Raw genomic sequence first — 24235 nt, 5'->3', positions numbered from 1 at the left:
CGTACGAGGCTGTATAGGCAGACCCAGTCTTGATGTGGGTCCGTCTCATATTCACCCGGGAATCGGGTGAGATAAATCAATGAAAAGGATGAAGAACATGAAAGGATTATCCTTGGCGTGCGCCCTGTCGGCGGCTCTGGTCGGTGCTACTTTCGGTGGTCCGGTGCAAGCGCAGGAGCGCTTCGTGACCATAGGCACCGGCGGTCAGACCGGCGTCTACTACGTGGCGGGCCAGTCCATCTGTCGTTTCCTCAATCGCGGCGCCGCCGATCACCAGATCAAGTGCAACGCGCCGGCCAGTGGCGGTGGCGTGGCCAACGTCAACGGCATCCGCAGCGGTGAGTTCAACTTCGGCATCATGCAGTCCGACCACCAGTACAAGGCGATGAAGGGGCTGCCCCCCTTCCAGGCCGAAGGGGCCATGGATGACATGCGCGCCGTCTTCTCCCTGCAGAGCGAGGTGTTCACCATCCTGGCTCGCCGCGACGCCAAGATCGCCAGCTTCGACGACCTGAAGGGCAAGCGCGTCAACATCGGCAACCCGGGCTCCGGCCAGCGCGACACCATGGAAGAGATCATGGCGGTCAAGGGCTGGAAGAAGGGCGACTTCGGCCTGGTCTCCGAGCTGAAACCAGCGGAGCAGGCCTCCGCCCTGGGTGACAACAACATCGACGCCATGAGCTACTTCGTCGGCCACCCGAACGGTGCCATCCAGGAAGCTTCCACCACCACGGACGCCGTGCTGGTGCCGGTGACCGGCGCCGACATCGACAAGCTGCTGGCCGAGAAGAGCTACTACACCAAGGCCGAGATCCCGGGCGGCATCTACAAGGGCAGCGACCAGCCGACCCCGTCCATCGGTGGCAAGGCGGTGCTCTCCACCAGTGCCAAGGCCGATCCTGAAGTGGTCTACCAGCTGGTCAAGTCGGTGTTCGACAACCTGGATCGTTTCAAGCGTCTGCACCCGGCCTTCGCAGATCTGAAAGAGGCCGACATGATCAAGGTGGGTCTCTCCGCGCCCCTGCATGAAGGCGCCGCACGTTACTACAAAGAGCGTGGCTGGCTCTGATTGAAGGCCTGCCGGCCTTCCATCGTTCTCTTCGACACCCGCCCGCCACATCGGCAGCGGGTGTCGTGTCGTTGTACTCGCAGGCAAAAGTTAACCCCTATGCAAGATAAACAACTCTCTACCGAGGAACTGATCGCCCAGGACGTGGGCGCCCGGCTGCCGCTCGGCCTCATGGGCTGGCTGATCACCGGGCTGGCGCTGGCCTGGTCCCTGTTCCAGCTCTGGATCGCCTCTCCGCTGCCCTTCATGCTGGGATTTGGCGTCCTCAATGACACCGAAACCCGCGCCATTCACCTGACCTTCGCCCTGCTGCTGGCCTATCTGGTGTTCCCGGCCTTCCGGCGCTCCCCCAGAGACAGGGTGCCGCTCGGCGATATCGCCCTCGGTCTGATCGCCGCCGGTGCCGCCGCCTATCTGTTCGTCATGTATGAGGCCCTGGCCCAGCGCCCCGGCAACCTGACCACGGCCGATCTGGTCACCGCCTGCATCGGCATACCGCTGCTGCTGGAGGCGACCCGCCGCGCCCTGGGCCCGGCCCTGGCGGTGATCGCCCTGGTGTTTCTCGCCTACAGCCTGGCCGGCCCCTGGATGCCGGGGCTGCTGGCGCACCGCGGGGTGAGCTTCACCGCCCTGGCGAACCACCAGTGGATCACCACCGAGGGGGTGTTCGGCATCGCCCTCGGGGTCTCCACCAGCTTCGTGTTCCTGTTCGTGCTGTTCGGCGCCCTGCTGGAGCGGGCCGGTGCCGGTCACTACTTCATCCAGCTCGCCTTCAGCCTGCTCGGCCACCTGCGCGGTGGCCCGGCCAAGGCGGCCGTGGTGGCCTCGGCCCTGACCGGGGTCATCTCCGGTTCCTCCATCGCCAACGTGGTGACCACGGGCACCTTCACCATCCCCATGATGAAGCGGGTCGGCTTCTCCAAGGAGAAGGCGGGGGCGGTCGAGGTGGCCTCCTCGGTCAACGGCCAGATCATGCCCCCCGTGATGGGGGCGGCGGCCTTCCTGATGGTGGAGTATGTGGGCATTCCCTACGTGGAGATCATCAAGCACGCCTTCCTGCCGGCGGCCATCTCCTACATAGCGCTGCTCTACATAGTCCACCTGGAAGCGCTCAAGCTCGGCATGCAGCCCATCGGCGGTCATCAACCCAAGCCCTGGCTGCGTCGTCTGACCGGCTTCGCCTTCGGTGCCACCCTCATCAGCGGCCTGTCGATGGCGGTCTACCATGGTCTGGGCTGGCTCAAGCCTGCGCTGGGGGACTACGCCCTGCCGGGGATATCCCTGTTGCTGGCGGCCGTCTATCTGGGGCTGCTGAAGATAGCGGCCAGCAATGCGCCGCTGCCCGCCGAGGATCCGGATCAGCCCCTCACCGAGCTGCCCAACACCCGCGCCGTGCTGCTCTCCGGTCTGCACTTCCTGCTGCCCGTGGTGGTACTGGTGTGGTGCCTGATGGTGGAGCGCCTCTCCCCCGGGCTGTCGGCCTTCTGGGGCACCGTCATGCTGGTGATCATCCTGCTGACCCAGCGGCCGCTGCTCAACTGGCTGCGCACCGACGGCAAGCATGACTACGGCTCGGCCCGCGACGGTCTGGTGGACTTGAAGGAGGGCCTGGTGGCCGGTGCCCGCAACATGATCGGCATCGGCATCGCCACCGCCACCGCCGGCATCATAGTCGGTGCCGTCTCCCAGACCGGGGTCGGCCTGGTGCTGGCGGATCTGGTGGAGATGCTCTCCATGGGCAACCTGCTGCTGATGTTGATCCTCACCGCCCTGCTGAGTCTGATCCTCGGCATGGGGCTGCCCACCACCGCCAACTACATAGTGGTCTCCAGCCTGCTGGCGCCGGTGGTGGTGACGCTGGGGCAGCAGAACGGCCTCATAGTGCCGCTCATCGCCGTGCACCTGTTCGTGTTCTATTTCGGCATCATGGCGGACGTGACCCCGCCGGTGGGGCTGGCCTCGTTCGCGGCGGCCGCCGTCTCCAAGGGGGATCCCATCAAGACCGGGATCACCGCTTTCTACTACAGCCTGCGCACCGCGGCGCTGCCCTTCCTGTTCATCTTCAACACTGATCTGCTGCTGATCGATGTGGACTTCGCCCACGGGGTGCTGATCTTCGTGGTGGCCACGGTCGCCATGCTGATCTTCGCCGCCGCCACCCAGGGCTGGTTCCTGGTGAAGAGCCGCTGGTACGAGAATGTGCTGCTGTTGCTGGTGGCTTTCACCCTGTTCCGTCCCGGTTTCTGGATGGACATAGTGCACGATCCCTATAGTGAGACGCCCCCCGCCCAGCTGGCCCAGACCCTGGGCGAGGTGGAAGCGGAGAGCACCCTGCGACTGCGGATCCAGGGGGAGGATGCAGTGGGCAAGCTGCGTCAATCCACAGTGCTGCTGGCGGTACCGGCCGGTGCCGATGGCGAAGAGCGATTGGCCAGCCTGGGGCTGGCCCTGTACGAGCAGGACGGCAAGACCCTGATCGACAACGTCACCTTCGGCAGTCCGGCCGCGGCGGCCGGCATGGAGTTTGACCAGGAGATCCTCTCCGTCAAGGCGCCTACCGAGCGCTGGCACAAGGAGCTGATGTGGATCCCGGGCTTCCTGCTGTTTGCGCTGGTGGTCTGGCTGCAACGGCGACGGGTCACCCGCTCATAGACACCCCCAATAAAAACGGCGCCTCGATGGCGCCGTTTTCAATACCTGGGCGGGATCTCTTCCGTCAATCCCAGCGTCTGTTGTTCCTGCGGGTTCAGACCAAGCTGTTCACAGGCTTGTTCGAAGCTGATCCCCAGGTGGCACGTCATGATGGCCATGCCGGGAGGGCTAGTTTGACTGGGTCTGCTTCTGCTTTTGCAGCTGATCCAGAGTCTGTTGCTCCTGCGGGCTCAGACCAAGCTGTTCACAGGCTTGTTCGAAGCTGATCCCCAGGTGGCACATCATGATGTCGATGGCGGGCAGGTAGTTGGTCATTGCGTCTTCCATGGTGATCTTCCAGAGCTGTCTCTTATGCCCGAGCGGCGAGCAGGGGGCAATTAGACTTTAGGTGTAGGGTGTCATCTGCTTCACCCCCTGCCACTGGGCGGGGGAATTTGCTACTCTTGCGGGCACTAAAGAGGTTGCCGTGTGACCGCGAGCAATCGGTGAGGAGCAGGGCATGTTATTGAGTTTCTTGATCATCGCATCTGGCTGGTGGCATATCCGCGCGGCTTATGGCTCAGACTCCCGTCAGTTCTACATCAGCAAACCGCTGACCATGCTGTTCATCATCGCCCTGGCCTTTGGCTACCAGAGCGATGACCACAACGGTTCCCACGCCTGGATCCTGCTCGGCCTCTGCCTGTCGCTGGCCGGGGACGTGCTGCTGATGCTGCCACGGGATCGCTTCATCCAGGGATTGGCGGCATTTTTTGTCGCGCACCTCTGCTACATAGTCGGTTTCGCCCAGGGCCCCCTGGTGCTCAAGCTGGTGGATGGTCTGCTGCTGTTGCTGGTGGCCGGCATGGTGTTCGGCCTGCTGTGGGGCAAGCTCGGGGAGATGAAGATCCCCGTCTTCTGCTACATGCTGGTGATCATCGCCATGGCCTGGGTCGCCGCCGGCGCCTGGCACGCCTCTCTTACGGCAGGTTCTGCTGCGGCCCTGGTGGGGGCGCTGATGTTCCTCTTCTCCGACAGCATGCTGGCCCTTGACCGCTTCCGCCGCCCCTTCCCCCATGCCACGGCCTGGATCATGAGCAGCTACTTCGCCGCCCAGTTCCTGATCGCCGCCTCTCTGGCGGGATAAGCAGGCTTCGTGGACCATAAGAAAACGGGCCTAGCGGCCCGTTTCTGATTTCTGGCTTACGCCTCCAGCGGCTCGGCGTCCGCGGCCCTGGGGGCCGGTTGCCTGAGCAGCAGCATCAGGGCGCTGGCGATGAGCAGGAAGATACCCATCACGTAGAACACCTGGTTGTAGGCCATGATGGCGGCCTCCCGGTTGATGGTATTGGACAGCATGGCCCTGGCCTGCTGCTGGGCCAGCGCGGGATCCGAGCCCTGGGCCATCATGGTCTGGGCCAGCTGCAGCAGGTAGCTTTGCCCCTCTATGCTGGTGGCGGCCAGGGTACTGCCTATCTGGCTGGCATGGATGCGGGTGTCGTTGTCGATCAGGGTGGCTATGATGGCGATGCCGAAGGCCCCACCCAGGTTGCGCAGCACGTTGAGCAGGGTGGAGGAGGAGGGGATCTCCTCCGGGGTCAGGCTGGCGGTCGCCACCAGGGAGAGCGGCACCATGATGAAGGGCTGGCCCAGGGCCCGCACTATCAGCGACTGGATCAGCTGGGGGCCGGCGTAGTCGGCGCTCATGTTGACGTTCATGAAACAGCTGATGGCAAACACCAGGAAGCCGAAGCTCACCAGGTAGCGCGGATCTATCCGGGTGACCAGCCTGGGCACCAGGGGCAGCACCAGCAACTGGGGCAGGCCCATCCACATCAGCACCTCGCCTATCTCCAGGGCGTTGTAGTTGTGGATCTGCGCCATGTAGAGCGGCAGCACATAGATGGACCCCATCAGCGCCATGCCGAGCACCAGGTAGGCGAAGCAGGCCAGGGCGAAACGCGGGCTGTGCAGCAGCCGCAGATTGACCAGGGGATGGCGGCGCAGCAGCTGGCTGATGACGAAGAACACCAGGGCCACCACAGAGATGACGGTGAGCCGCACTATGAAGCTGGAGCCGAACCAGTCCTCTCTGTTGCCCTCCTCCAGCACCACCTCCAGCAGACCCAGCCCCACCGCCATGGTGATGATGCCGACCAGATCCACCCGTTTTATCACCTCCCAGTCCACCGGCTTCCTGTCCAGACCGTGGGCCAGCATGGCCATCACCAGCAGGCCGGGGGGCACGTTCAGGTAGAAGATGTAGTGCCAGGAGAGCTGCTCCGTCAGCCATCCCCCGAGCGTCGGGCCTATGGCAGGGGCGAAGGTGGCACAGAGGCCGAACAGCGCCATGCCGGTGGCCCGCTTGTGCAGCGGCAGCAGGCTGACGATGAGGGAGAAGGCCATGGGGATCAGGGCCCCGCCGGTGAAGCCCTGCAATGCCCGGAAGACGATCATGCTGGTGAGGTTCCAGCTGAACGAGCAGAGCACGGAGGCGACGATGAAGGCCCCCGTGGTCCACAGCAGGTAGCGGCGCACGCTCAGCCCTCGGCTCAGCCAGCCGCTGAGGGGGATGGCGATCATCTCCGCCACCAGGTAGGAGGTGGAGATCCAGGAGCTCTCGCTCAGGGTGGCCGAGAGGGCCCCCTGAATGTCCTTCAGGGAGGCGTTGGTGATCTGGATGTCGAGTATGGCCATGAAGGCGCCGATGAGGCCCCCCATGACCGCGATCCAGTTGCGACGTGGAATGGGTTCCATCAGTTGGCGGCGACTACGGGATCAGGGGTGCGGGTATCGACAATCACCTCGCTGGAGAGACCAGGACGCAACTTGCCTGCCAGTACGCCCGGCTCGGGGATGCGGATCTTGACCGGCACCCGCTGCACTATCTTGGTGAAGTTGCCGGTAGCGTTCTCCGGCGGCAGCAGTGCGAACTTGGCGCCGGTGGCGGGGGCCAGGCTGTCGATGATCCCCTCGACCGGCTGATCCGGATAGGCATCCAGGATCACCTCCACCCGCTGACCCGGTTGCATGTGCTGCAACTGGGTCTCTTTGAAGTTCGCCTCGACCCACACCTGTTGCAGCGGTACCAGGCTGGCCACCTGCATGCCGGACTGCACATAGAGCCCTTCCCGCAGGCTGCGCTTGCCGATGATGCCGTCCGCCGGGGCCCGCAGCTCTGTGTAGCCGAGCTCCAGCCTGGCCTGTTCGAGCTGGGCTTCACTCAGTGCCAGTCTGGCCTGGTTCTGCTTGGCTTCGGCGTCCAGCACCAGCAGGCGCTCGCGAGCGGCCTGCAGGGCGGCTCTGGCCTCCTGCTCCTGGGCCTGATTGACCTGCAGACCGGCGCGCACCTCGTCCAGACTGTCCTGGGAGCTGTAGTTGCGCTGATTGAGCTGGCTGACCCGGCGCACCTGCTGCTGGGCCCGCACCTGCTCGGCATTGGCCGAGGTGACCCTGGCCTCGGCCTGACGGATCAGGCTCAGCTGCTGGGTACGGGTGGCGGCCAGGTTCTCTGCCGTCGCCTGATTGAGGTGCAGATCGGCCTCGGCCTCGAGCACCCGGGTTCTGTACTCCCTGTCGTCCAGTCTGGCGATGAGCTGGCCGGCCTTGACCTCCTGGTTGTCGGTCACCAGCACCTCGCTGATATAGCCGGGCAGCTTGGAGCCTATGCCGGTCACCTCGCTCTGCAGATAGGCGTTGTCGGTGCTCTCGAAATGGCGGCCGTGCAGATACCAGTAGGCGGCAAACAGCATGCCGAGCAGGGCCAGCAGCAGGGCTGCCAGCAGGGGGATCTTCTTGTGTTGACTCATGATTTTTGCTTTTCCTGAACTGTGGCGGGCAGGCTAACATCGGCAGACTGTTTCGATTAGTATCCATTCATGAGATATACAGTTTCACTGGTGAGACAATGGACTTGAACGCAGCCTTGATTCTGGTGCGCATCGTCGACAAGGGCTCCTTTACCGCCGCCGCCCAGGAGCTGGGCATGACCAAGGCGACGGTGAGCCGCCGCATCGCCGAACTGGAGCAGCACCTCGGCGTGCGGCTGCTCTATCGCTCCACCCGCCAGCTCACCCTGACCGAGGCCGGAGAGCAGTATTACCTGCGCTGCAGCAAGGCGGTGGAGGAGCTGGCTCAGGCCGAGCTGATGCTGAGTGCCAGCCAGCAGGAGGTGACAGGCACCCTCAAGCTGGCGGTTCCCATCGAGACTGGGCAGCTGGTGGTGGGTCGCCTGGTGGCTCACTTTCTGCAAGCCTATCCGGGGCTGCGGGTGGATCTGGAGCTGACCAATCGCATAGTGGATCCCATCAGCGAGGGGCTGGATGCCATAGTGCGGATCGGCGACATGAGCGACTCCAACCTGGCGGCGCGGCGCCTGTGGAGCACAGGTCGCCTGCTCTGCGCCAGCCCGGATTATCTGGCGCGCAGCCCGGCGATCACCCGACCCGAGGATCTGGTGCGCCATGAAAGGGTCGCGGTGAGCAGTGGTTTTCTCGCCTCCCACTGGTGTTTTGAACTGGATGGCCGGGAAGTGCTGGTGGATCCGCCGTCCCGTTTCCAGGTCAACAACATCACCTGTGCCAGAGAGGCGGCGAAGGCCGGGCTGGGGCTCGCCTCCCTGCCCGCCATGTTGTGCCATGATGAGCTGGCCGACGGCTCTCTGGTGGCCCTGCTGCCGGACTGGCAGCAGCCCAAAGTGCCCATCTATCTGCTGTTTCCCGAGCGTCGGCTGATGCCGCGCAAGTTGAGGGTGTTTATCGATTTTCTGGTGGCCAATGGCCCGACTTACGGCATCGACAACCTGCTGTGAGCGGCAAGGGGTCATGCGGAGGAAGTGTGATGGTTCGGGGGCTGGCGCCGCCGGGTGCATCGACAAGGGGTTGCGAGGAGAGGATATATGGAGCAGTGGATTAATTTGTATCGGGCCTCCAACTCGCTGGAGGCGCACGCCCTGAAATGATGGTGGCGCTGGCGACGATGACGGCCCTGACAAGCAGTTTCGAGGACAAGGCATGGAACAGTGGATTAATTTGTATCGGGCCTCCCACTCGCTGGAGGCCCACGCCCTGAAGGGAGCGCTGGAAGTCGAAGGGGTGCGGGTGCGGCTCAGCGGGGAGGGTCTCTCGGGGGCGCTAGGGGAGTTGCCGGTGGATCTGCTGCAGGTCACCCTGATGGTGTGCGAGCAGGATCGCCGGCGGGCAGGACGGATCATAGAGCGCTACCAGCAGCGGCAGGGCAATGGCTGGCTGTGCGGTCAGTGCGGGGAGGAGAACGGCGCCAACTTCGATATCTGCTGGCGCTGCCATCACGATCCCCAGGATCACTGAGATCTTTCTCTCCCGTCACCCTCAGCGCAGGGTGAAGTCGATGTCCTCCCCCGCGCTGGCATCGTGATAGATCGCCAGATCCAGCTCCTTCTCGCTGCGGGCGATCAGCACCGACACCAGGATGTCGCCGGAGACGTTGACAGTGGTACGGGCCATGTCGAGGATCCTGTCTATCCCGGCGATGAGCGCCACCCCTTCCAGCGGCAAGCCCACTGCGGTCAGCGTCAGGGTCAGCAGCATGAGCCCGGTGCCCGGCGTGCCGGCCGTGCCTATGCTGGCGAGGGTGGCGATGCTGATGATGGTCAGGTAATCCACCACATGCAGATCCACCCCGAACGCCTGGGCCACGAACAGCGCCGTCACCCCCTGATAGAGGGCGGTGCCATCCATGTTGATGGTGGCGCCTATGGGCAGCACCTTGGCGGTGATGGCGGGGGAGACCCCCAGCCGGCGCTCGGCGCAGGCCAGGCTGATGGGCAGGGTGCTGCTGCTTGAACTGCTGGTGAAGGCCACCGCCTGGGCGTCGACGATGCTCTTGAAGTAGTGCAGCGGATTGAGGCGGGCCAGCAGGATCAGCAGGCTGCTGTAGACCCCGAGCACGTGCAGCAGGCAGCCGAGGTAGACGGCGCCTATTACCTTGAGCAGGGGCAGCAGCAGGCTCACCCCGTATTTGCCCGTCATCCAGGCCATCAGGGCGCAGACGCCATAGGGGGCCAGCGCCATCACCATCTGGGTCAGCTTGAACATCCCCTCCGCCAGGGAGGTGAAGAACAGAATGGCGGGGCGACCGCGCCGGCCACTGGCATTGAGGGCCAGGGCGAGGGCCACCGCAAAGACGATCACCTGCAATATCTTGCCATCCACCATGGCCTGTACCGGGTTGTGGGGCACCAGATGACTGAGCACGCTGGCCAGGGTCGGCTGCACCATCACGCCGGTCCGTTCGTAGGGCCCCATGTTGGCGCCCATGCCGGGTTCCAGCAGCCAGCCCATCACCAGGCCGATGCAGATGGCGACGGCGGTGGAGCAGAGGTAGAGACCTATGGCCTTGCTGCCGATCCTGTCCAGGGTCTTGCCCTTGAGCAGGGCGGTGAGGCCGGCGATGACGGAGCAGAAGATGAGGGGCACCATCAGCATCTGTATGGTGTTGACGAACAGGACGCCGATGGGCTTGAGCAGCATTGCCTGCTCGCTGAAGCAGAGTCCTAGCCCGATCCCGGTCAGCATGCCGAGCAGTGTCTTCAACCAGAGCGGGCGGCGGGTCCAGATCCGCCAGGGCTTGAAGACCAATCCATGGAACAGCATGACGCCAATGTCCTTATTTTCTGTCTGCGATGGCAAAGGGGCGCTAGTGTAGCCATCCCCCGATCAGGTTGCCACATTATCGACAAAGCGACGCTCGCGGCCAGCCCGGGGAAGTTAAAAAAGGCGTTTTGTTGGCTTATATCAAGATCGAGGGCCGGGGTTCAGGCTCTAATGGACATCTGACATGATGATTAAAGAGGTTTGAGATGTCCCAGTCGATACATGGTCACGAAGTGATGGAGATGATGCTGGAAGAGGGTGGCCATTTTACCCGGGCCAGCCTCAGGGAGGCGATTGAGGCGCGCTTTGGCGCCGATGCCCGCTTCCATACCTGCAGCGCGAGCGAGATGGATGCAGAGGCGCTGATCAGCCTGTTGGCCAAACGCGGCAAGTTCATCGAGTCAGAGCAGGGCTTCCAGACCCGGGCCGACAAGATCTGCAACCACGGCTGATCCCGCGGCGAGCGCACCGAGGCGCTCGCCGAATCCCGCCTCCTTTGTTATATTTCGCCCTCTTCCCCCTCTGTTAAAGGCTTGGCCTGGGCAACGCCCGGGAACCTGTATGGATACTTTCTCCGCTGCCGTCATGTTGTTTCTGATCATGGATCCGCTGGGCAACCTGCCGGTCTTCCTCTCCATACTGCGTCATGTCGATCCCAAGCGGCGGCGCAAGGTGATGATCCGCGAGCTGCTGTTCTCCTTAGGCATCATGCTGGGCTTCCTGTTTGCCGGTCAGCAGATCCTGAGCTTCCTGAACCTGCGCCAGGAGGCGGTCAGCATCGCCGGGGGCATCATATTGTTCCTCATCGCCATCAAGATGATCTTCCCGAGTCCGGGGGGCGTGACCGGGCTGGCGGCGGGGGAGGAACCCTTCCTGGTGCCCATGGCCATCCCCATGATAGCGGGCCCCTCCATCCTGGCCTCCCTGCTGCTGCTGGCGAACCAGGAGCCGACCCGGATGGCGGACTGGTCCCTGGCCCTGCTGATGGCCTGGGGCGCCAGCGCCGTGATCCTGATGTTCTACGAGCTGTTCAACAAGCTGCTGGGTGAGCGAGGACTCACCGCCGTGGAGCGGCTGATGGGCATGCTGCTGGTGATGATCTCGGTGCAGATGCTGCTGGATGGCGTGCACCACTATCTGGCGGTGACGGGCAAGGGGTAAGAAGAAAGGGGCTGCCTGGCAGCCCCTTTCTTATTGTGCGTCCATGACGGCCAGTACCTTGTCCGGGCGGGACGGGTCGCCGGCCGGGCTCTCCAGCTTGCCCATGATGAGGGTGAGCAATGTCTCCCGCAGCCAGCGGTGCCCCGGATCCTCCTCGTGACGCTGATGCCAGATGAGCAGGTGGGAAATGCTGTCCAGGGCGATGGGCAACGGCAGCGGCACCAGCGGATAGACCTGGGTCGCGTGGCGGGCATAGAGCCGTGACAGGGTCACTATCATGTCTGAGTGCATGCCCATGCGCAGCGCCGCCTCGAAGGAGGGCACAGTCGCCTCGATCCGGCGGTAGAGATCCTGCTCCGCCAGCTTGTGATCCAGCATCCAGCGGTCCCGCCCCTCGCAATAGGTCTGCACATGGGGATGGGCCAGGTAGCGGGGGAGATCCCACTCGGGTTCGCGCAGGGCCGGGTGATCCCGCTGCACCAGGCAGGTGAGGTCATCGATGGCGAGCAGTCGCTGGCAGATGGCGTTGGGCAGGGTGTCCAGCCTGAAATCCGAGTTGATGCAGTTCTCCCGCACCGTGAAGGCGATGTCCACCTGACCCTGGCTCATCTCGGTCAGGCTGTGCTCTGTCCACTCCTCGTAACGCAGCCGGATCCCCGGTGCCTGGCGCTTGAGCTCGCTCAGGTAGAGCGGCGCGAACAGGGTGAAGGCGCTGTCCATGCTGGCGATGACGAACTCCCGCTCTGTGCTGGCGGGATCGAAGGCGGGGGGCTGGATCAGGTTGTCCAGCGACAGCAGTATGGGTTGCAACTGCAGCTGCAGATCGAGGGCGCGCGGGGTGGGATCCAGCCCGTAGGCTGAGCGGACGAACAGGGGATCGTCGAAGGTCTCCCGCAGGCGACCCAGGGCCTTGCTGACGGCCGACTGACTCAGATGCAGGCGGCGGGCGGCCCGGCTGCCATTGCGCTCCTCCAGCAAGACTTGCAGGATAATCAACAAATTAAGATCTATGCGCCCGAGCTGTTCCAGCAACATGATATGAATCCTCTTCAATTCTTAGATGAATTTATACCATTTGTTTTCATATCTTGGCGACCCTATGCTCGACCTGTCTCTCGCCTTCATGGCGACTGGTACAGGATGTAGCGGTTGAGGGGACAAGTAGCACCGACTCATACGGCGGCCAAGGGTCGCCGTATCTTTTTATGTTTTTTGACGATTTTCCTGCCAACTTGCGCCTGCCTTGATTTTGCCCAACAATCGTTGCGCCTTCTTTTGATACAAACAATGAGTATCTATCTGTCAGGAGTCGCCCTATGGGACTTGGTGGAATTCATATCTGGCATCTGTTGATCCTGCTGGTGGTCGTCGTCGTGGTGTTTGGCAGCAAACGCCTGGCTGGCGCCGGTGAGGATCTGGGCACCGCCATCAGGGATTTTCGTAAAGCCTTGCGTGACGATGAAGTACATCCGAAATGAGTAGGAGTGGAAGTATGTCTGTAGACGAGAAAGTGGAATTGAATGAAACCTGCGACAGCTGCGGCTGTTTCGCCGAGATCGGCACCATCATAGGTGAAGGCGACGATGTGATGGAGCTGGTGATCGAGGCCGCGGCAGAAGCCGACGCTCGCGCCAAACTCGCAGCCTATGAGGCGCTGGCCAAGCAGGTGACCGCCGAAGCCGTGATCGACAGCGAACTGACCCAGGGCGCCGACGGCGTGATCCTGAAGGCCCGTCTGCAATTCACCTGCACCGCCGAGAAGCTGATTTTCGAGATGCGTGCCCGCTCTATCTGAGCCCCCCGATGAGACGGCAGGCTTGCCTGCCGTATTGCTTTTCCCCTCGCCTTTTCCCTCTCTTTGCGTTGTATAGTGAGTTATCCCACGGACGATCCGGTTTCAGTCCGGCACCAATCGTTCCGCTGCAGGAAGGTGCCATGATGGCACCCCGTCATGAGTCCCGCTTGTCGGGCCTTGTCCTGCCTAGAACCTCAAGGCGCGAGTCGACCAACAGAAGGTGGCTACCTCATGATGCGATGGATTTGGGCCCTGCTGGTCCTCTGCTCTCTCCCTCTGCTGGCGGCGGATCCCGGTTCCCAGCCTGGTGATGCCCCTGCGCGCGCCGCGGACGTCAAGCCCAAGCTCCTGCCCCAACCCGGGGATCTCGAACGCATACTGCAAAAAAAGGAGCTCAGGGCCCTGGTGGTCTATGAACGGGGCTTCTTCTTCTTCGACAAGGGGGCCCAGTACGGCATCCTGGTCAATCAACTGCAAGGCTTCGAGCGCTGGCTGAACCAGACCTATCTCCCCAAGGAGAAGCTCAAGCTCAAGATCATCTATATCCCTGTGCGTCAGGACAAGCTGCTGGACTACCTCACCGAGGGGCGGGGGGATCTGGTGGCGGCCAACCTGACGGTGACGCCGACCCGGCGCGAGCAGGTTACCTTCTCCCAGCCGCTCATCTCGCCCATCGAGGAGTGGGTGGTGAGCCAGCGGGAGCTGACGGGTTTCAACCGCATCACTCAGCTCTCCGGTCGGCGGATCTGGGTGCGGGCCAGCTCCAGCTATTACGAGAGTCTGCATCAGCTCAACTGGCTGTTCCGCGAGCTGGGGCTGCCCCCCGTCTACATAGAGACAGTGCCCGAATACCTGCAGGACGGGGATCTGCTGGAGATGGTGGCCGCCGGCATCATACCGCTGACCGTCACCGACAGTTTCAAGGGGCGGATCTGGCTCGACATGATAGGGGGCCTCAAGGCCCACAAGCTGATCCCGCTGCGGGACAAGGGGCGCAGCGCCTGGGCACTGCGCAACAACAGCCCCGAGCTGCTCAAGGCGGTGAACGCCTATATCTCGGAGTCGAGCAAACGCACCCTCTACAGCGACATGACCCTGCGTCGCCTGCTGGCCCAGAGTGACAAGATGAGCAACATACTGGCGCCGGATCCCCTGGGGCGGTTGTCGACCATCCGCAAGGTGCTGGAAACCCAGGCCGACAAATATGAGCTCGACTGGCTGATGCTGGCGGCGCTGGCTTACAAGGAGTCGGGGCTCAATCCCAATGTCCGCTCCAACCGCGGGGCTGTCGGCATCATGCAACTGCTGCCGAGCACCGGGGGCGAGGTGGGGATCCGCGGCGCCAGGCTCACCAGCCTGGAAGGCAGTGTGGAGGCAGCCTGCCGCTACATGCGGCTCATTCTCGATACCTACTTCAACGATCCCGGGATGGACAGGCTCAACCGTCATCTGTTCGCCCTGGCGGCCTACAACGCGGGTCCGAACCGGGTGCAGGCGCTGCAGGCCAAGGCCAGGGAGAGGGGGCTGGATCCGAACGTCTGGTTTGGCAACGTGGAGCAGCTGGTGGCCAACGAGGTCGGCCAGGGCCCCATCAACTACGTCGGCACCATCTACAAATACTACGTGGCCTACCGCTTCAGCCTGCCTCAGCTGGAGGGCAAGACAGAGGCCATGGAGGCGGTCCAGCCCTGAGCGCTCAGTGCCGGTCGGGCAGGCCATCTTCTGGGGTAAAGGGGAAGGCCTCCCAGCCCTGATCCCTGTGCTGCTGGTACCAGGGGGTCAGCAGCCTGGCGGGAGTGGGGTCAGGCTGACTGGCCTGGGGTCTCTGGCTGAGGTAGGGGTGGTCGCGCACTTCCATCATCGGCTCCTTGACACGCCGCAATCGGGGCTGTTGTCTGGGTTATGCCACCGTCTCATGACAAGGAGATGACCCTTGATCCCCGCCGAATTTGCCCTGCTCGACGATCCCGGCGCCGCCCTCAAGGCCCGCTGCCAGCTGATCCGCGGTGCCCGCAGCCGGATCCAGGCCCAGTATTACAGCTGGGAGGAGGACAGCAGCGGCAAGCTGCTGCTGTCTGAGTTGCTCCATGCGGCGCGGCGCGGGGTCCGGGTCCAGCTGCTCATCGATGATCTCTATGCCGGCGACAACCGCTTCCTCGAGGTGGTGGCGGCAGAGCCCGGCATCGAGGTGCGGCTGTTCAATCCGTTCTGGCTCAGGGGCTGGCGCCCCCTGACCCTGCTGCTGGAAGGTCTGCTCAGCTTTCGCCGCATCAACCACCGCATGCACAACAAGCTGCTGCTGGTGGATGGCCACGAGGCGGTGATCGGTGGCCGCAACATCGGCGATCGTTACTTCGGGCTGGGGGCGCCCCCTCACTTCGTCGATCTCGATCTGGTCTGCCGCGGCCCCCTCTGCCGCCAGGCCGAGCAGGGCTTCGAGCTGTTCTGGCGCAGCCGCTGGAGCCACCCCATCCGGCGCCTGTTGCGGCGCCCCCTGCTGCCCGCCGAGATCCGCGTGGTGAACGACTTCCTGCTGACCCTGACGGATCCGGCAGTGGCCATGGTCTACGATCTGCCCGCCAGCCTGTTTGATGAAGCGCCTCTCCCCCTGCGTTGGCATCCGGGGGTCGGAGAGTGCTGGTTTGACAGGCCCGGCAAGGGGCTCATCTCCCGGCCGACCACGGCGCCCCGGCTGGGGCGCAAGCTGGCGGGCAACCAGGGGGGGCTTTGGTTGGTGAGTCCTTACCTGATCCTGACCCGAAGCCTGCGCCGCCATCTCAAGCGGCAGCGCCAGGCCGGGGTCGGCATCGAAATCCTGACCAACTCCCTGGCCAGCACAGACGTGCCCCTGGTGTATGGCGTCTATCGGCGCCACCGTCCCTGGCTGGAGCGGCAGGGCATAGTGCTGGCCGAGTTGTCGGATGAGGCGCACAGCCTGCACGCCAAGCTGATCCTGATGGGGGAGGAGGAGGCGCTGCTCGGCAGCTTCAATCTGGATCCCCGCTCCCTGATGCTCAACACCGAGCTGATGCTGCACCTGAGCTGCCCGGCGCTCTGTGCCGAGCTGCGGCACTGGCTCTGCGGCTGGCAACGGGCGGCGGTCCATCCCGTGGTGGCGCCTCCCTCGACGCTGCGGCGCCTGCTGGCGCGACTGAGCGACTGGCTGCCACTGCGCCCCTGGCTGTGAACGGAGCCCGGCTTGTACGAGATCTCGCAAAGCCTTGTGCGCCTTCGAGGATAACGTTTGCCATCCAAAGCCGGATTGAGATTTTATCGTATTGTTTTTAATCACTTTATGTCGACAGGCGAAACCTGATGTCGCTTCCTTGCTTGCATACAGGGCCGCATATAACGGTTTTTTATTTTATTTAACTGCGTAGTATTTCGGTTGCAAGGACAAACACGGCGGCTGGTCTGCCGTGTGGGTGAAGGCAGCAAGGGAGTGGGTCGGCCGGCGTGTTCTGGCTGGCGATGCGGATCGGGAGCGGAAACCCGTGACGCACATCAGCCCCGTTATTGCCGGATCCCAATATGGAACATGCTATTTGCGAGGGGGTGACATGCGAATGTCGCCCCATTTTTTTATGCCAAAAGATTGCCAGACGCCCATGAAAAGACCGCCAGCGGGCGGTCTTGGGCAATCAGGTCTGGCGGTCAGTCCCCTCAGGCGATGCCGGCCAGCAGGCGACTCCAGTTGCGTTTGGCAACGAGGAAGCCATCCCTTAGGTTGCGATACTCCAGCTGCAGCTTGAGCCTGTCGTAGCGGGCCAGCGCCTTGCGCTTGCGCTGCTCCAGCAGCAGCTTGCGGCTGGCGTAGTAGTGCTGGATCTGCAGGCTCAGCTTGTCGTACTCCTCCTGCAGCAGCGCCTGCCACAGCTCCCTGTCCTCTGCCTTGCGCAACCTGGCCTGGGCACGTTTGAGCTGCATCTCCAGCCTGGCCTGCTCGATCCGCTCCTCCGGGCAGGACCTGAGATCCCCGGCCAGCCCGCACCAGGCGGCGGTGCGGATCAGCCACTTGGTGGGGTCGAACTGCCACCAGCGGATGCCATTGCGGTAGTCGTTTTCGAACAGGTGATGGAAGTTGTGGTACCCCTCGCCGAAGGTGAAGAAGGCCAGGATGCCGTTGTCCCGCGCACTGTTGCGATCGGTGAAGGGCTGGTTGCCCCAGATATGGGCAAGGGAGTTGATGAAGAAGGTGGTGTGGTGGGTCATCACCATGCGCAGCACCCCCGCCAGCAGCAGCATGCCGAGCAGATCCCCATGGATCAGGCCGAGCAGCAGCGGGATGCCGATGTTGGTGGCCAGGGTCAAGGCCAGATAGTGCCTGTGCTGGAAGGCGACGATGGCGTTGTTCTGCAGATCCCGCACATTGCTGTAGTCGTGGTAGGTCTCGCGCTGGTATTCCCGCAGCATCCAGCCGATGTGGGAGTACCAGAAGCCGCGGCCCGCGCTGTAGGGATCCTTCTGGTTGTCATCCACGTGGCGGTGGTGACGGCGGTGATCGGACGACCAGTGGAGTACCGAGTTTTGCAAGGCAAGGGCGCCGCCTATGGCGAAGATCCATTGCAGGGCGGGGTGCGCCTTGTAGGCCTTGTGGGACCAGAGCCGGTGATAACCGGCGGTGATGGAGATGCCGCAGTAGCAGAACAGCAGCAGGAAGCTGCCCCATTGCCAGAAGTCATAGCCATGGGTCAGGCCGTACCAGGGTACCGCAATCAGTGCCGTCAGCCCGGAGAGGGCGAACAGCAGGGTGTTGGTCATGATGATCGGGGGGCGGTCCATTTCACTCGGCTCCATTCAGCGAACAGCTGTCCACTATTCTCCATTGAGCCGGAATGCGGGTCAATGGTAAAAAAGTCGGAGACAAACCTGATCCAGGCCCCGCCTTCGGGTTATCATCTGGCCTCGCTAATCTCAAGGTGACTGTTTTCGTGGGTATTCGCGCGCAACAAAAAGAAAAGACCCGGCGTACGCTGATCGAAGCGGCGTTCAGTCAACTCTGTGCCAACCGCAGTTTCTCCAACCTCAGTCTGCGGGAAGTGGCCAGGGAGGCGGGCATAGCGCCGACCTCCTTCTACCGTCATTTTCGCGACATGGAAGAGCTGGGGCTGACCCTGGTGGACGAGGGCGGCCTGACCCTGCGTCAGCTGATGCGCCAGGCGCGCCAGCGCATCGCCGGTGGTGGCAGCGTCATCAGCACCTCGGTGCAGACCTTCATGGAATTCGTCGAAAACAATCCGAATATCTTCCGGCTGCTGCTCCGTGAGCGCTCCGGCACCTCGGCGGCCTTCCGTCAGGCGGTGGCTCGCGAGATCCAGCACTTCATCGCCGAGCTGACCGATTATCTGGAGGCGACCACGCAGGCGCCGAGGGAAGAGGCCTACATCCAGGCCGAAGCCATGGTCACCATCGTCTTCAGCGCCGGTGCCGACGCCCTCGACATGACCCCCGAGGAGTGCCGGGCCCTGTCGGAGCGTACCATCAGCCAGTTGCGGATGATCGCCATGGGCGCCGAGGTCCAGAACCGCAAGCGCCGCGAATCTCTCTCTTAAGTCAAGGATGGACAGTCCCATGCATGAATCGAACGCGATCCCGAAGATGCCCCTGTTGCTGGCCCTGCTCATCGGCATCTGCGGTGATGCCTTCCTGTCGGTGTTGACCGAGTCGGTCGTGCCCTTCTCCTTCTTCCCCCTGATTGCCCTGCTGCTGGCGGCCTACCAGCTCTATCAGCACTATCGCCACGAGCCCATAGTCGGCAACACCCCCAGCTGCATCCTGATCTGCTTCTTCATCGGGGTGTTCGGGCACACGGCGCTGCTCAAGGTGCAGTACCCCGAGCTTGGCAGCAACTTCTTCTCCCTGATCGCCATGCTGCTGCTGCTCGCCGTGCTCTCCATCAAGCTCGGCATCAGCCTGGGGAAAAAAGTGAAGGAGTGACAGGTCACTCCTTCAGGTTCGATCTGGCGGTCTCGGGTCAGTCAGCCCGGGGCGGGGTTTCTCCCCTCTGCCTGGCGTCTATGATGGCCTGCAGCTTGGCGCGGATCTCCATCATGCCGAACACGCCGAAGATCAGCACCTGGGTGAACTCGAGGCGGGTGATGGCAAAGTAGGGCTTGCAGGCGGCCTTGATCATGCTGGCCTGCACCCAGTGCATCAGTATCACTATGACGCCGCAGACCGGCAGGAAACCGTTCAGTTTGCCCGGCAGTGTACCCAGCAGGGCGAGCACCACGCCGAGCCAGAAGAACAGCAGCACACCCATCGCCAATAGATTAAACACCCGCTTCATCGCTTATCTCCCGTACATAGAGTTGATAGCAGACCTGACCGGCCTGCTTGTCCTTGAGTTGTTGTTGTCCACGCTGACAGGGAGTGGCAATCGTTTATTTCCCCTCCCGCCTGGCATTCAAACCGCGGCGTCATCCTTGGTGTCCCGCAGATAGAGCTGGTAGCAGACCTGACCCGCTTGTTTGTCCTTGAGCTGTTGCCAGCTGGCAGGCAGGGGGAGATCGCTCATCTCCTTTTCCCGTTCAAGATAGATGAGGGCATCCGGTGCCAGCCAGCCGCGGAGCTCCAGCAGCTCGCACACCTGGGGCAGCAGTTCGCGGCGAAACGGTGGATCCAGGAACACCAGATCGAAGGGGGTGGCCGGGCCTTGCAGCCAGCTCACCGCATCGGCCTGGATCACCTCGCCCTGCTGACTGCCGAGGGCGGCCAGGTTCTTCCTGAGCTGATCGGCGGCTCCCTTGTCCATCTCGACTAGGGTTACCCGCTCGGCGTAGCGCGACAGCGCCTCCAGCCCCAGGCCGCCGCTGCCGGCAAACAGGTCGAGGCAGCGGGCACCGCGGACATGGGGGGCCAGCCAGTTGAAGATGGTCTCCTTGACGCGATCCGTAGTGGGTCTGAGTCCGTCAACATCCCTGACCGGTAGTTTACGGCCCTTCCACTGGCCGCTGATGATTCTTACCACGCCCGCTCGCCCCTGGGGGGCCGGGCTCTTGCTCGGGCTGTTACGGCTGGATTTCACTCTGGGCATCGCGTTTCGTCGTCAGAAAATAAAGTGGTAGTATAAGGCGGTTCATTTTTATGCCGACCCGCCGAGGGACGGCTATCTTAGCAGTCAGCCAACGAAGTGAGTATTTTTTAGATGGCAAAAGGTTTGTTTTCCTGGCTGGGTTTCGGCCGCAAGAAAGAAGAGGCTGAGGCCGTCCAATCACAGGCCCCTGACGCCACCCCGGCTGTCGCCGAGTCCGAGGCCACCGCTGCCCCCGCTCCCGTCGCTGATGTTTCCCTGACCGAGGCCCCTGCTGTACCGCACGAGGCGCCCCTGGCGACCCCTGACGAAGGCCCGCTGGTGGTGGAGGAACCTGCCTCCGAACTTGAGCCCGTCATCGTCAATGAGGCGCTGATCGCCGCCGAAGCCGAGGCCCAAGCTGCGGAAGCTGCCCGTGTTGCCGCCGAGGCACAAGCCGCGGAAGCCGCCCGTGTTGCCGCCGAGGCACAAGCCGTCGAAGCTGCCCGCATTGCCGCCGAGGCAGAGGCTGTGGAGGCTGCTCGTGTTGCCGCCGAGGCAGAGGCTGCGGAAGCAGCCCGTGTTGCCGCCAAGGCAGAGGCTGCGGAGGCTGCTCGTGTTGCCGCCGAGGCACAAGCTGCGGAAGCCGCCCGTGTTGCCGCCGAGGCAGAAGCTGCCGAAGCCGCCCGCATTGCCGCCGAGGCACAAGCCGCGGAAGCCGCTCGTGTTGCCGCCGAGGCACAGGCTGCCGAGGAAGCCCGTATCGCCAAAGAGGCCCAGCGAGCGGAAGATTTGCGCCTAGTCGCCGAGATGGAGGCTGAGGCCGCTGCGCTGGCGGCCCTGCCCCTGGCCGCCAAGGTGGACGACGACACCCAGGAGAAGCCGCAGCGGGAGGGCTTCTTCGCCCGCCTCAAGCGCAGTCTGGTGCGCACCAGGGAGAATATCGGCTCCGGTTTCTTCGGCCTGTTCCGTGGCAAGAAGATCGATGACGAGCTGTTCGAGGAGCTGGAGACCCAGCTGCTGACCGCCGATCTCGGCGTGGATACCACCAGCCGTATCATCGAAGGGCTGGTGCAGCACGCGGATCGCAAGCAGCTCAAGGATGCCGAGGCGCTCTACGGCCTGCTCAAGCAGGACATGGGGGCCATGCTGACTCAGGTCGAGCAGCCGCTGGTGATCGACACCAGCAAGAAGCCTTACGTGATCCTGATGGTCGGCGTGAACGGCGTCGGCAAGACCACCACCATCGGCAAGCTGGCCAAGCAGTTCCAGGCCGACGGCAAGAGCGTCATGTTGGCGGCGGGGGATACCTTCCGTGCCGCCGCGGTCGAGCAGCTGCAGGTGTGGGGTCAGCGCAACAACATTCCGGTGATCGCCCAGCACACAGGAGCCGACTCCGCCTCCGTCATCTATGACGCCATCGAGGCCGCACGCTCCCGTGGGGCTGACGTACTGATTGCCGACACCGCCGGTCGCCTGCAGAACAAGAGCAACCTGATGGAAGAGCTCAAGAAGGTGGTGCGGGTGATGAAGAAGCTGGATGAAGAGGCGCCCCACGAGATCATGCTGACCCTGGATGCGGGCACAGGCCAGAACGCCCTGAGCCAGGCCAAGCTGTTCAGCGAGGCGGTGGGCCTGACCGGCATCACCCTCACCAAGCTGGATGGGACCGCCAAGGGCGGCGTCATCTTCGCGGTGGCCGACAAGTTCCAGATCCCGATCCGTTATATAGGGGTGGGCGAGGGGATCGACGATCTGCGTCCCTTCGTTGCCAACGACTTCATCGAGGCCCTCTTCAGCCGCGATGAGTAAGGCCGTCACTTGAGTGAAGGCATTCCGTCGGTTCGATTAGCCGCAAAGCGGCGTAATCGGATGCTCGCGATCTGAGCCTCAATACATGCCCCGACCCAGGTCGGGGCTTGTCACTGTCAGGGAACCGTTATGATTCGTTTTGACAAGGTCAGCAAGGTATACAGCGGTGGCCATCAGGCGCTGCAGAAGGTCAGCTTCCACCTGCGCAAGGGGGAGATGGCCTTCCTGACCGGCCATTCGGGGGCGGGCAAGAGTACCCTCCTCAAGCTCATCAGCGTGATGGAGCGGCCGACCGATGGTCGCGTCTTCTTCCATGGCGATGACGTCAGCCAGATCCAGCGCAGCCAGATCCCTTATGTGCGACGCCAGATCGGGATGATCTTTCAGGATCACCGGTTGCTGATGGACCGCACTGTGTTCGACAACGTGGCCCTGCCCCTGGTGATCGATGGCTACAGCCACGCGGACATCAACAAGCGGGTGGCGGCGGCGCTGGACAAGGTCGGCCTGCTCGGCAAGGAGCGTTACCAGCCGCGCATGCTCTCCGGTGGTGAGCAGCAGCGTGTCGGCATCGCCCGTGCCATCGTCAACAAGCCGCCCCTGCTGCTGGCGGATGAGCCGACCGGCAACCTGGATCCCCAGCTCTCCATGGACATCATGCGACTGTTCGAGGAGTTCAACCGCTTCGGGGTCTCGGTGCTGATTGCCACTCACGATCTGGGGCTGATCGCCCGCATGCGCTATCGCACCCTGACCCTGAAGGCCGGGCGCATGTATTCCCAAGAGCAGGAGGAGAGCTGATGGCCATAATTCGTCATAAACAGCCCCCTCTGTGCCCTCTGATGATGGTCACTCGGATGGATCAGGTCGCCGATATTCGACAGGGGAGGGAGTTCTGATGGCTATTGTTCGTCATAAACAGCCGCCGCTGCGCCGTCTGATGATGTACGGCGTGGACCACGTGCGTCAGGCCTTTGCCAGTCTGGGAGAGCTGTGGCGCAATCCGCTCGCCTCCCTGATGACGCTGGCAGTGCTCGGTGTCAGTCTGGCGCTCCCCTCCTGCTTCCACGTGCTGCTGAAAAACGCCGAAGTGGTGGAAGGGAGCTGGCAGACCAGCTCCCAGATCTCCCTCTATCTGCGCAAGGATCTGCCGGAGCAGAGCATCCTCGACATGAAGCAGCGGATCCTGCTCTATCCCGAGGTGGAGTCCGTCACCTACATGAACCGGGACGAGGCGCTCAAGGAGTTTCGCGAGATCTCCGGCTTCGGCGATGCCCTCGACTACCTCGACAGCAACCCGTTGCCGCCTGTGCTGAGCGTGATCCCGGATCCGCGCTGGCAGAATCCGGAAGGGGCCGCCGAGCTGCTCGCCAAGCTGGAGAACGAGCCCGGTATCGAGCAGGGCAAGCTGGATCTGCAGTGGCTGACCCGGCTGCAGGGGATCATGAATCTGCTGCGCCACACCATCACAGGCATCGCCGTGCTGCTGCTCTCCGCCGTGCTGCTGATCGTCGGCAACACCCTTCGCCTCAATATCCTCAACCAGCGCTCCGAGATCGAAGTGCTCAAGCTGGTGGGGGCGACCGACGCCTTCATTCACCGTCCCTTCCTCTACACCGGCATCTGGTTCGGGGTCATCGGCGGCATGCTGGCCTGGTGGCTGACCGAGGTCATGGTGATCTGGAGCGAGGGGGTGGTGAAGGAGCTGGCGGGGCTTTACAACAGCAACTTCCGGCTGGTGGGGATGGGGGCGTTCGACGGCTTCAATCTCATACTGTTGGGGGCCTTGCTGGGGCTGATTGCGTCCTGGTTCTCGGTTCACAGGCACATTCGCGACATAGAACCATCCTGATTAATTTATCAGCATTTTAAAGCGCTGGATTTTGCGAACTGGATCAAGTAAAAGAGTGGCCCGTTTCTGGCACGGGTCACTTTCTCAGAGTAATCTGAATGAGGCCTGCACCAAGGATCATATTTGGATCCTGTGAACCTTTTGATTTATAAACAGTCTATCTAGTGCAACAGAATTTATACGGGTGTGGCCCCTCTGCCTTGCTCGTCTGACTTGGCAAGCATGTGAAGGTTGCGAGCTCCGCAACAATGGACTTAGCATGCTACTTTTC

25 protein-coding genes are annotated in these 24235 nt (G+C 62.9%); 16 read left to right on the top strand and 9 right to left on the bottom strand.

All coding sequences use genetic code 11. The features are described from left to right. The first annotated feature begins 97 nt into the window (after positions 1 to 97). Complete coding sequence (locus WIR04_RS19280; RefSeq protein ID WP_106887813.1) at positions 98 to 1069, top strand: TAXI family TRAP transporter solute-binding subunit; 972 nt, start codon at positions 98 to 100, stop codon at positions 1067 to 1069. Between the two features lie 99 nt (positions 1070 to 1168). Further along, positions 1169 to 3721, top strand: coding sequence for a TRAP transporter permease (locus WIR04_RS19275; protein ID WP_338889089.1), 2553 nt, complete (start codon positions 1169 to 1171; stop codon positions 3719 to 3721). 168 nt (positions 3722 to 3889) lie between these two features. Here the strand turns inward: WIR04_RS19275 and WIR04_RS19270 are convergent, their stop codons facing one another. Continuing rightward, positions 3890 to 4048, bottom strand: a complete 159-nt coding sequence (locus WIR04_RS19270) for a hypothetical protein (protein ID WP_005332188.1) — start codon at positions 4046 to 4048, stop codon at positions 3890 to 3892. 172 nt (positions 4049 to 4220) lie between these two features. On the opposite strand from WIR04_RS19270, the gene WIR04_RS19265 reads away from it, so the two are divergent. Further along, complete coding sequence (locus tag WIR04_RS19265) at positions 4221 to 4847, top strand: lysoplasmalogenase (protein ID WP_025325402.1); 627 nt, start codon at positions 4221 to 4223, stop codon at positions 4845 to 4847. A 56-nt stretch (positions 4848 to 4903) separates the two neighbouring features. On the opposite strand, the gene WIR04_RS19260 is transcribed toward WIR04_RS19265, so the two are convergent. Together WIR04_RS19260 and WIR04_RS19255 are read right to left on the bottom strand one after the other, a co-directional pair. Next, positions 4904 to 6457, bottom strand: coding sequence for a DHA2 family efflux MFS transporter permease subunit (locus WIR04_RS19260; protein ID WP_338889087.1), 1554 nt, complete (start codon positions 6455 to 6457; stop codon positions 4904 to 4906). Then, positions 6457 to 7509 carry an HlyD family secretion protein gene (locus WIR04_RS19255; protein ID WP_338889085.1) on the bottom strand — a complete coding sequence of 351 codons (1053 nt, stop codon included), beginning with the start codon at positions 7507 to 7509 and terminating at the stop codon, positions 6457 to 6459. Before WIR04_RS19255 ends, WIR04_RS19260 begins: the two co-directional genes overlap by 1 nt. Positions 7510 to 7607: 98 nt before the next feature. On the opposite strand from WIR04_RS19255, the gene WIR04_RS19250 reads away from it, so the two are divergent. Together WIR04_RS19250 and WIR04_RS19245 are read left to right on the top strand one after the other, a co-directional pair. Next, positions 7608 to 8510: a LysR family transcriptional regulator gene (locus WIR04_RS19250; protein ID WP_106885221.1), complete on the top strand. Its 903-nt coding sequence runs from the start codon at positions 7608 to 7610 to the stop codon at positions 8508 to 8510. 202 nt (positions 8511 to 8712) lie between these two features. Further along, the gene (locus WIR04_RS19245; protein WP_025325406.1) at positions 8713 to 9027 is read left to right on the top strand and encodes a DUF2007 domain-containing protein; all 315 of its coding nucleotides are present in this window, start codon (positions 8713 to 8715) and stop codon (positions 9025 to 9027) included. A 21-nt stretch (positions 9028 to 9048) separates the two neighbouring features. Here the strand turns inward: WIR04_RS19245 and WIR04_RS19240 are convergent, their stop codons facing one another. Further along, on the bottom strand, positions 9049 to 10332 hold the full coding sequence (locus tag WIR04_RS19240; RefSeq protein ID WP_162520185.1) for a dicarboxylate/amino acid:cation symporter: 1284 nt from the start codon (positions 10330 to 10332) through the stop codon (positions 9049 to 9051). Positions 10333 to 10538: 206 nt separating this feature from the next. Between WIR04_RS19240 and WIR04_RS19235 the strand changes: the two genes are divergently transcribed. Together WIR04_RS19235 and WIR04_RS19230 are read left to right on the top strand one after the other, a co-directional pair. Further along, positions 10539 to 10784: a YecH family metal-binding protein gene (locus tag WIR04_RS19235; RefSeq protein WP_025325408.1), complete on the top strand. Its 246-nt coding sequence runs from the start codon at positions 10539 to 10541 to the stop codon at positions 10782 to 10784. Positions 10785 to 10893: 109 nt separating this feature from the next. Beyond that, positions 10894 to 11493, top strand: coding sequence for a YhgN family NAAT transporter (locus tag WIR04_RS19230; protein WP_042650554.1), 600 nt, complete (start codon positions 10894 to 10896; stop codon positions 11491 to 11493). Positions 11494 to 11523: 30 nt separating this feature from the next. Here WIR04_RS19230 and WIR04_RS19225 read toward each other — a convergent pair whose 3' ends face one another. Then, positions 11524 to 12528 (bottom strand): LysR substrate-binding domain-containing protein, encoded by a 1005-nt coding sequence (locus tag WIR04_RS19225; RefSeq protein WP_338889080.1) that lies wholly within the window; start codon positions 12526 to 12528, stop codon positions 11524 to 11526. A 281-nt stretch (positions 12529 to 12809) separates the two neighbouring features. Here WIR04_RS19225 and tatA point away from each other — a divergent pair, with 281 nt between their 5' ends. From tatA to WIR04_RS19210, 3 genes are all read left to right on the top strand, one after another. Then, positions 12810 to 12971, top strand: coding sequence for a twin-arginine translocase TatA/TatE family subunit (gene tatA / locus WIR04_RS19220; RefSeq protein WP_005323446.1), 162 nt, complete (start codon positions 12810 to 12812; stop codon positions 12969 to 12971). Between the two features lie 14 nt (positions 12972 to 12985). After that, a complete protein-coding gene (locus tag WIR04_RS19215; RefSeq protein ID WP_042650556.1) occupies positions 12986 to 13288 on the top strand; it encodes a YfcZ/YiiS family protein in 303 nt (100 codons plus the stop codon). A gap of 231 nt (positions 13289 to 13519) precedes the next feature. Beyond that, entirely contained in the window at positions 13520 to 14980 is a 1461-nt protein-coding gene (locus WIR04_RS19210; protein ID WP_338889077.1) for a lytic transglycosylase F, read from the top strand. A 4-nt stretch (positions 14981 to 14984) separates the two neighbouring features. Here the strand turns inward: WIR04_RS19210 and WIR04_RS19205 are convergent, their stop codons facing one another. After that, complete coding sequence (locus tag WIR04_RS19205; protein ID WP_193353982.1) at positions 14985 to 15146, bottom strand: hypothetical protein; 162 nt, start codon at positions 15144 to 15146, stop codon at positions 14985 to 14987. A gap of 75 nt (positions 15147 to 15221) precedes the next feature. Here WIR04_RS19205 and WIR04_RS19200 point away from each other — a divergent pair, with 75 nt between their 5' ends. Continuing rightward, positions 15222 to 16475: a phospholipase D family protein gene (locus WIR04_RS19200; protein ID WP_338889074.1), complete on the top strand. Its 1254-nt coding sequence runs from the start codon at positions 15222 to 15224 to the stop codon at positions 16473 to 16475. 476 nt (positions 16476 to 16951) lie between these two features. On the opposite strand, the gene WIR04_RS19195 is transcribed toward WIR04_RS19200, so the two are convergent. Further along, positions 16952 to 18070 carry a fatty acid desaturase gene (locus tag WIR04_RS19195; protein WP_307765211.1) on the bottom strand — a complete coding sequence of 373 codons (1119 nt, stop codon included), beginning with the start codon at positions 18068 to 18070 and terminating at the stop codon, positions 16952 to 16954. Positions 18071 to 18219: 149 nt separating this feature from the next. Here WIR04_RS19195 and fabR point away from each other — a divergent pair, with 149 nt between their 5' ends. Next, positions 18220 to 18840: an HTH-type transcriptional repressor FabR gene (gene fabR / locus WIR04_RS19190; RefSeq protein ID WP_025325415.1), complete on the top strand. Its 621-nt coding sequence runs from the start codon at positions 18220 to 18222 to the stop codon at positions 18838 to 18840. 19 nt (positions 18841 to 18859) lie between these two features. After that, on the top strand, positions 18860 to 19225 hold the full coding sequence (locus WIR04_RS19185; protein WP_338889070.1) for a YijD family membrane protein: 366 nt from the start codon (positions 18860 to 18862) through the stop codon (positions 19223 to 19225). Positions 19226 to 19262: 37 nt separating this feature from the next. Here the strand turns inward: WIR04_RS19185 and WIR04_RS19180 are convergent, their stop codons facing one another. Beyond that, entirely contained in the window at positions 19263 to 19577 is a 315-nt protein-coding gene (locus WIR04_RS19180) for a DUF1145 domain-containing protein (protein WP_025325417.1), read from the bottom strand. A gap of 117 nt (positions 19578 to 19694) precedes the next feature. After that, positions 19695 to 20324, bottom strand: a complete 630-nt coding sequence (gene rsmD, locus WIR04_RS19175; RefSeq protein WP_338889068.1) for a 16S rRNA (guanine(966)-N(2))-methyltransferase RsmD — start codon at positions 20322 to 20324, stop codon at positions 19695 to 19697. Between the two features lie 111 nt (positions 20325 to 20435). Between rsmD and ftsY the strand changes: the two genes are divergently transcribed. The 3 genes from ftsY to ftsX all read left to right on the top strand — a co-directional run bounded on the left by ftsY (position 20436) and on the right by ftsX (position 23964). Continuing rightward, a complete protein-coding gene (gene ftsY / locus WIR04_RS19170) occupies positions 20436 to 22112 on the top strand; it encodes a signal recognition particle-docking protein FtsY (protein ID WP_338889066.1) in 1677 nt (558 codons plus the stop codon). Between the two features lie 129 nt (positions 22113 to 22241). After that, on the top strand, positions 22242 to 22913 hold the full coding sequence (gene ftsE / locus WIR04_RS19165) for a cell division ATP-binding protein FtsE (protein WP_106885210.1): 672 nt from the start codon (positions 22242 to 22244) through the stop codon (positions 22911 to 22913). A gap of 97 nt (positions 22914 to 23010) precedes the next feature. Beyond that, positions 23011 to 23964 carry a permease-like cell division protein FtsX gene (ftsX, locus tag WIR04_RS19160; protein WP_005323432.1) on the top strand — a complete coding sequence of 318 codons (954 nt, stop codon included), beginning with the start codon at positions 23011 to 23013 and terminating at the stop codon, positions 23962 to 23964. Positions 23965 to 24235: the final 271 nt, after the last annotated feature.

Origin of the sequence: Aeromonas rivipollensis, assembly GCF_037811135.1 — a bacterium.
Lineage (GTDB): Bacteria > Pseudomonadota > Gammaproteobacteria > Enterobacterales > Aeromonadaceae > Aeromonas > Aeromonas rivipollensis.
The sequence above is the reverse complement of the archived record's forward strand: the minus strand, read 5'-3'. Positions and strand labels throughout refer to the sequence as shown.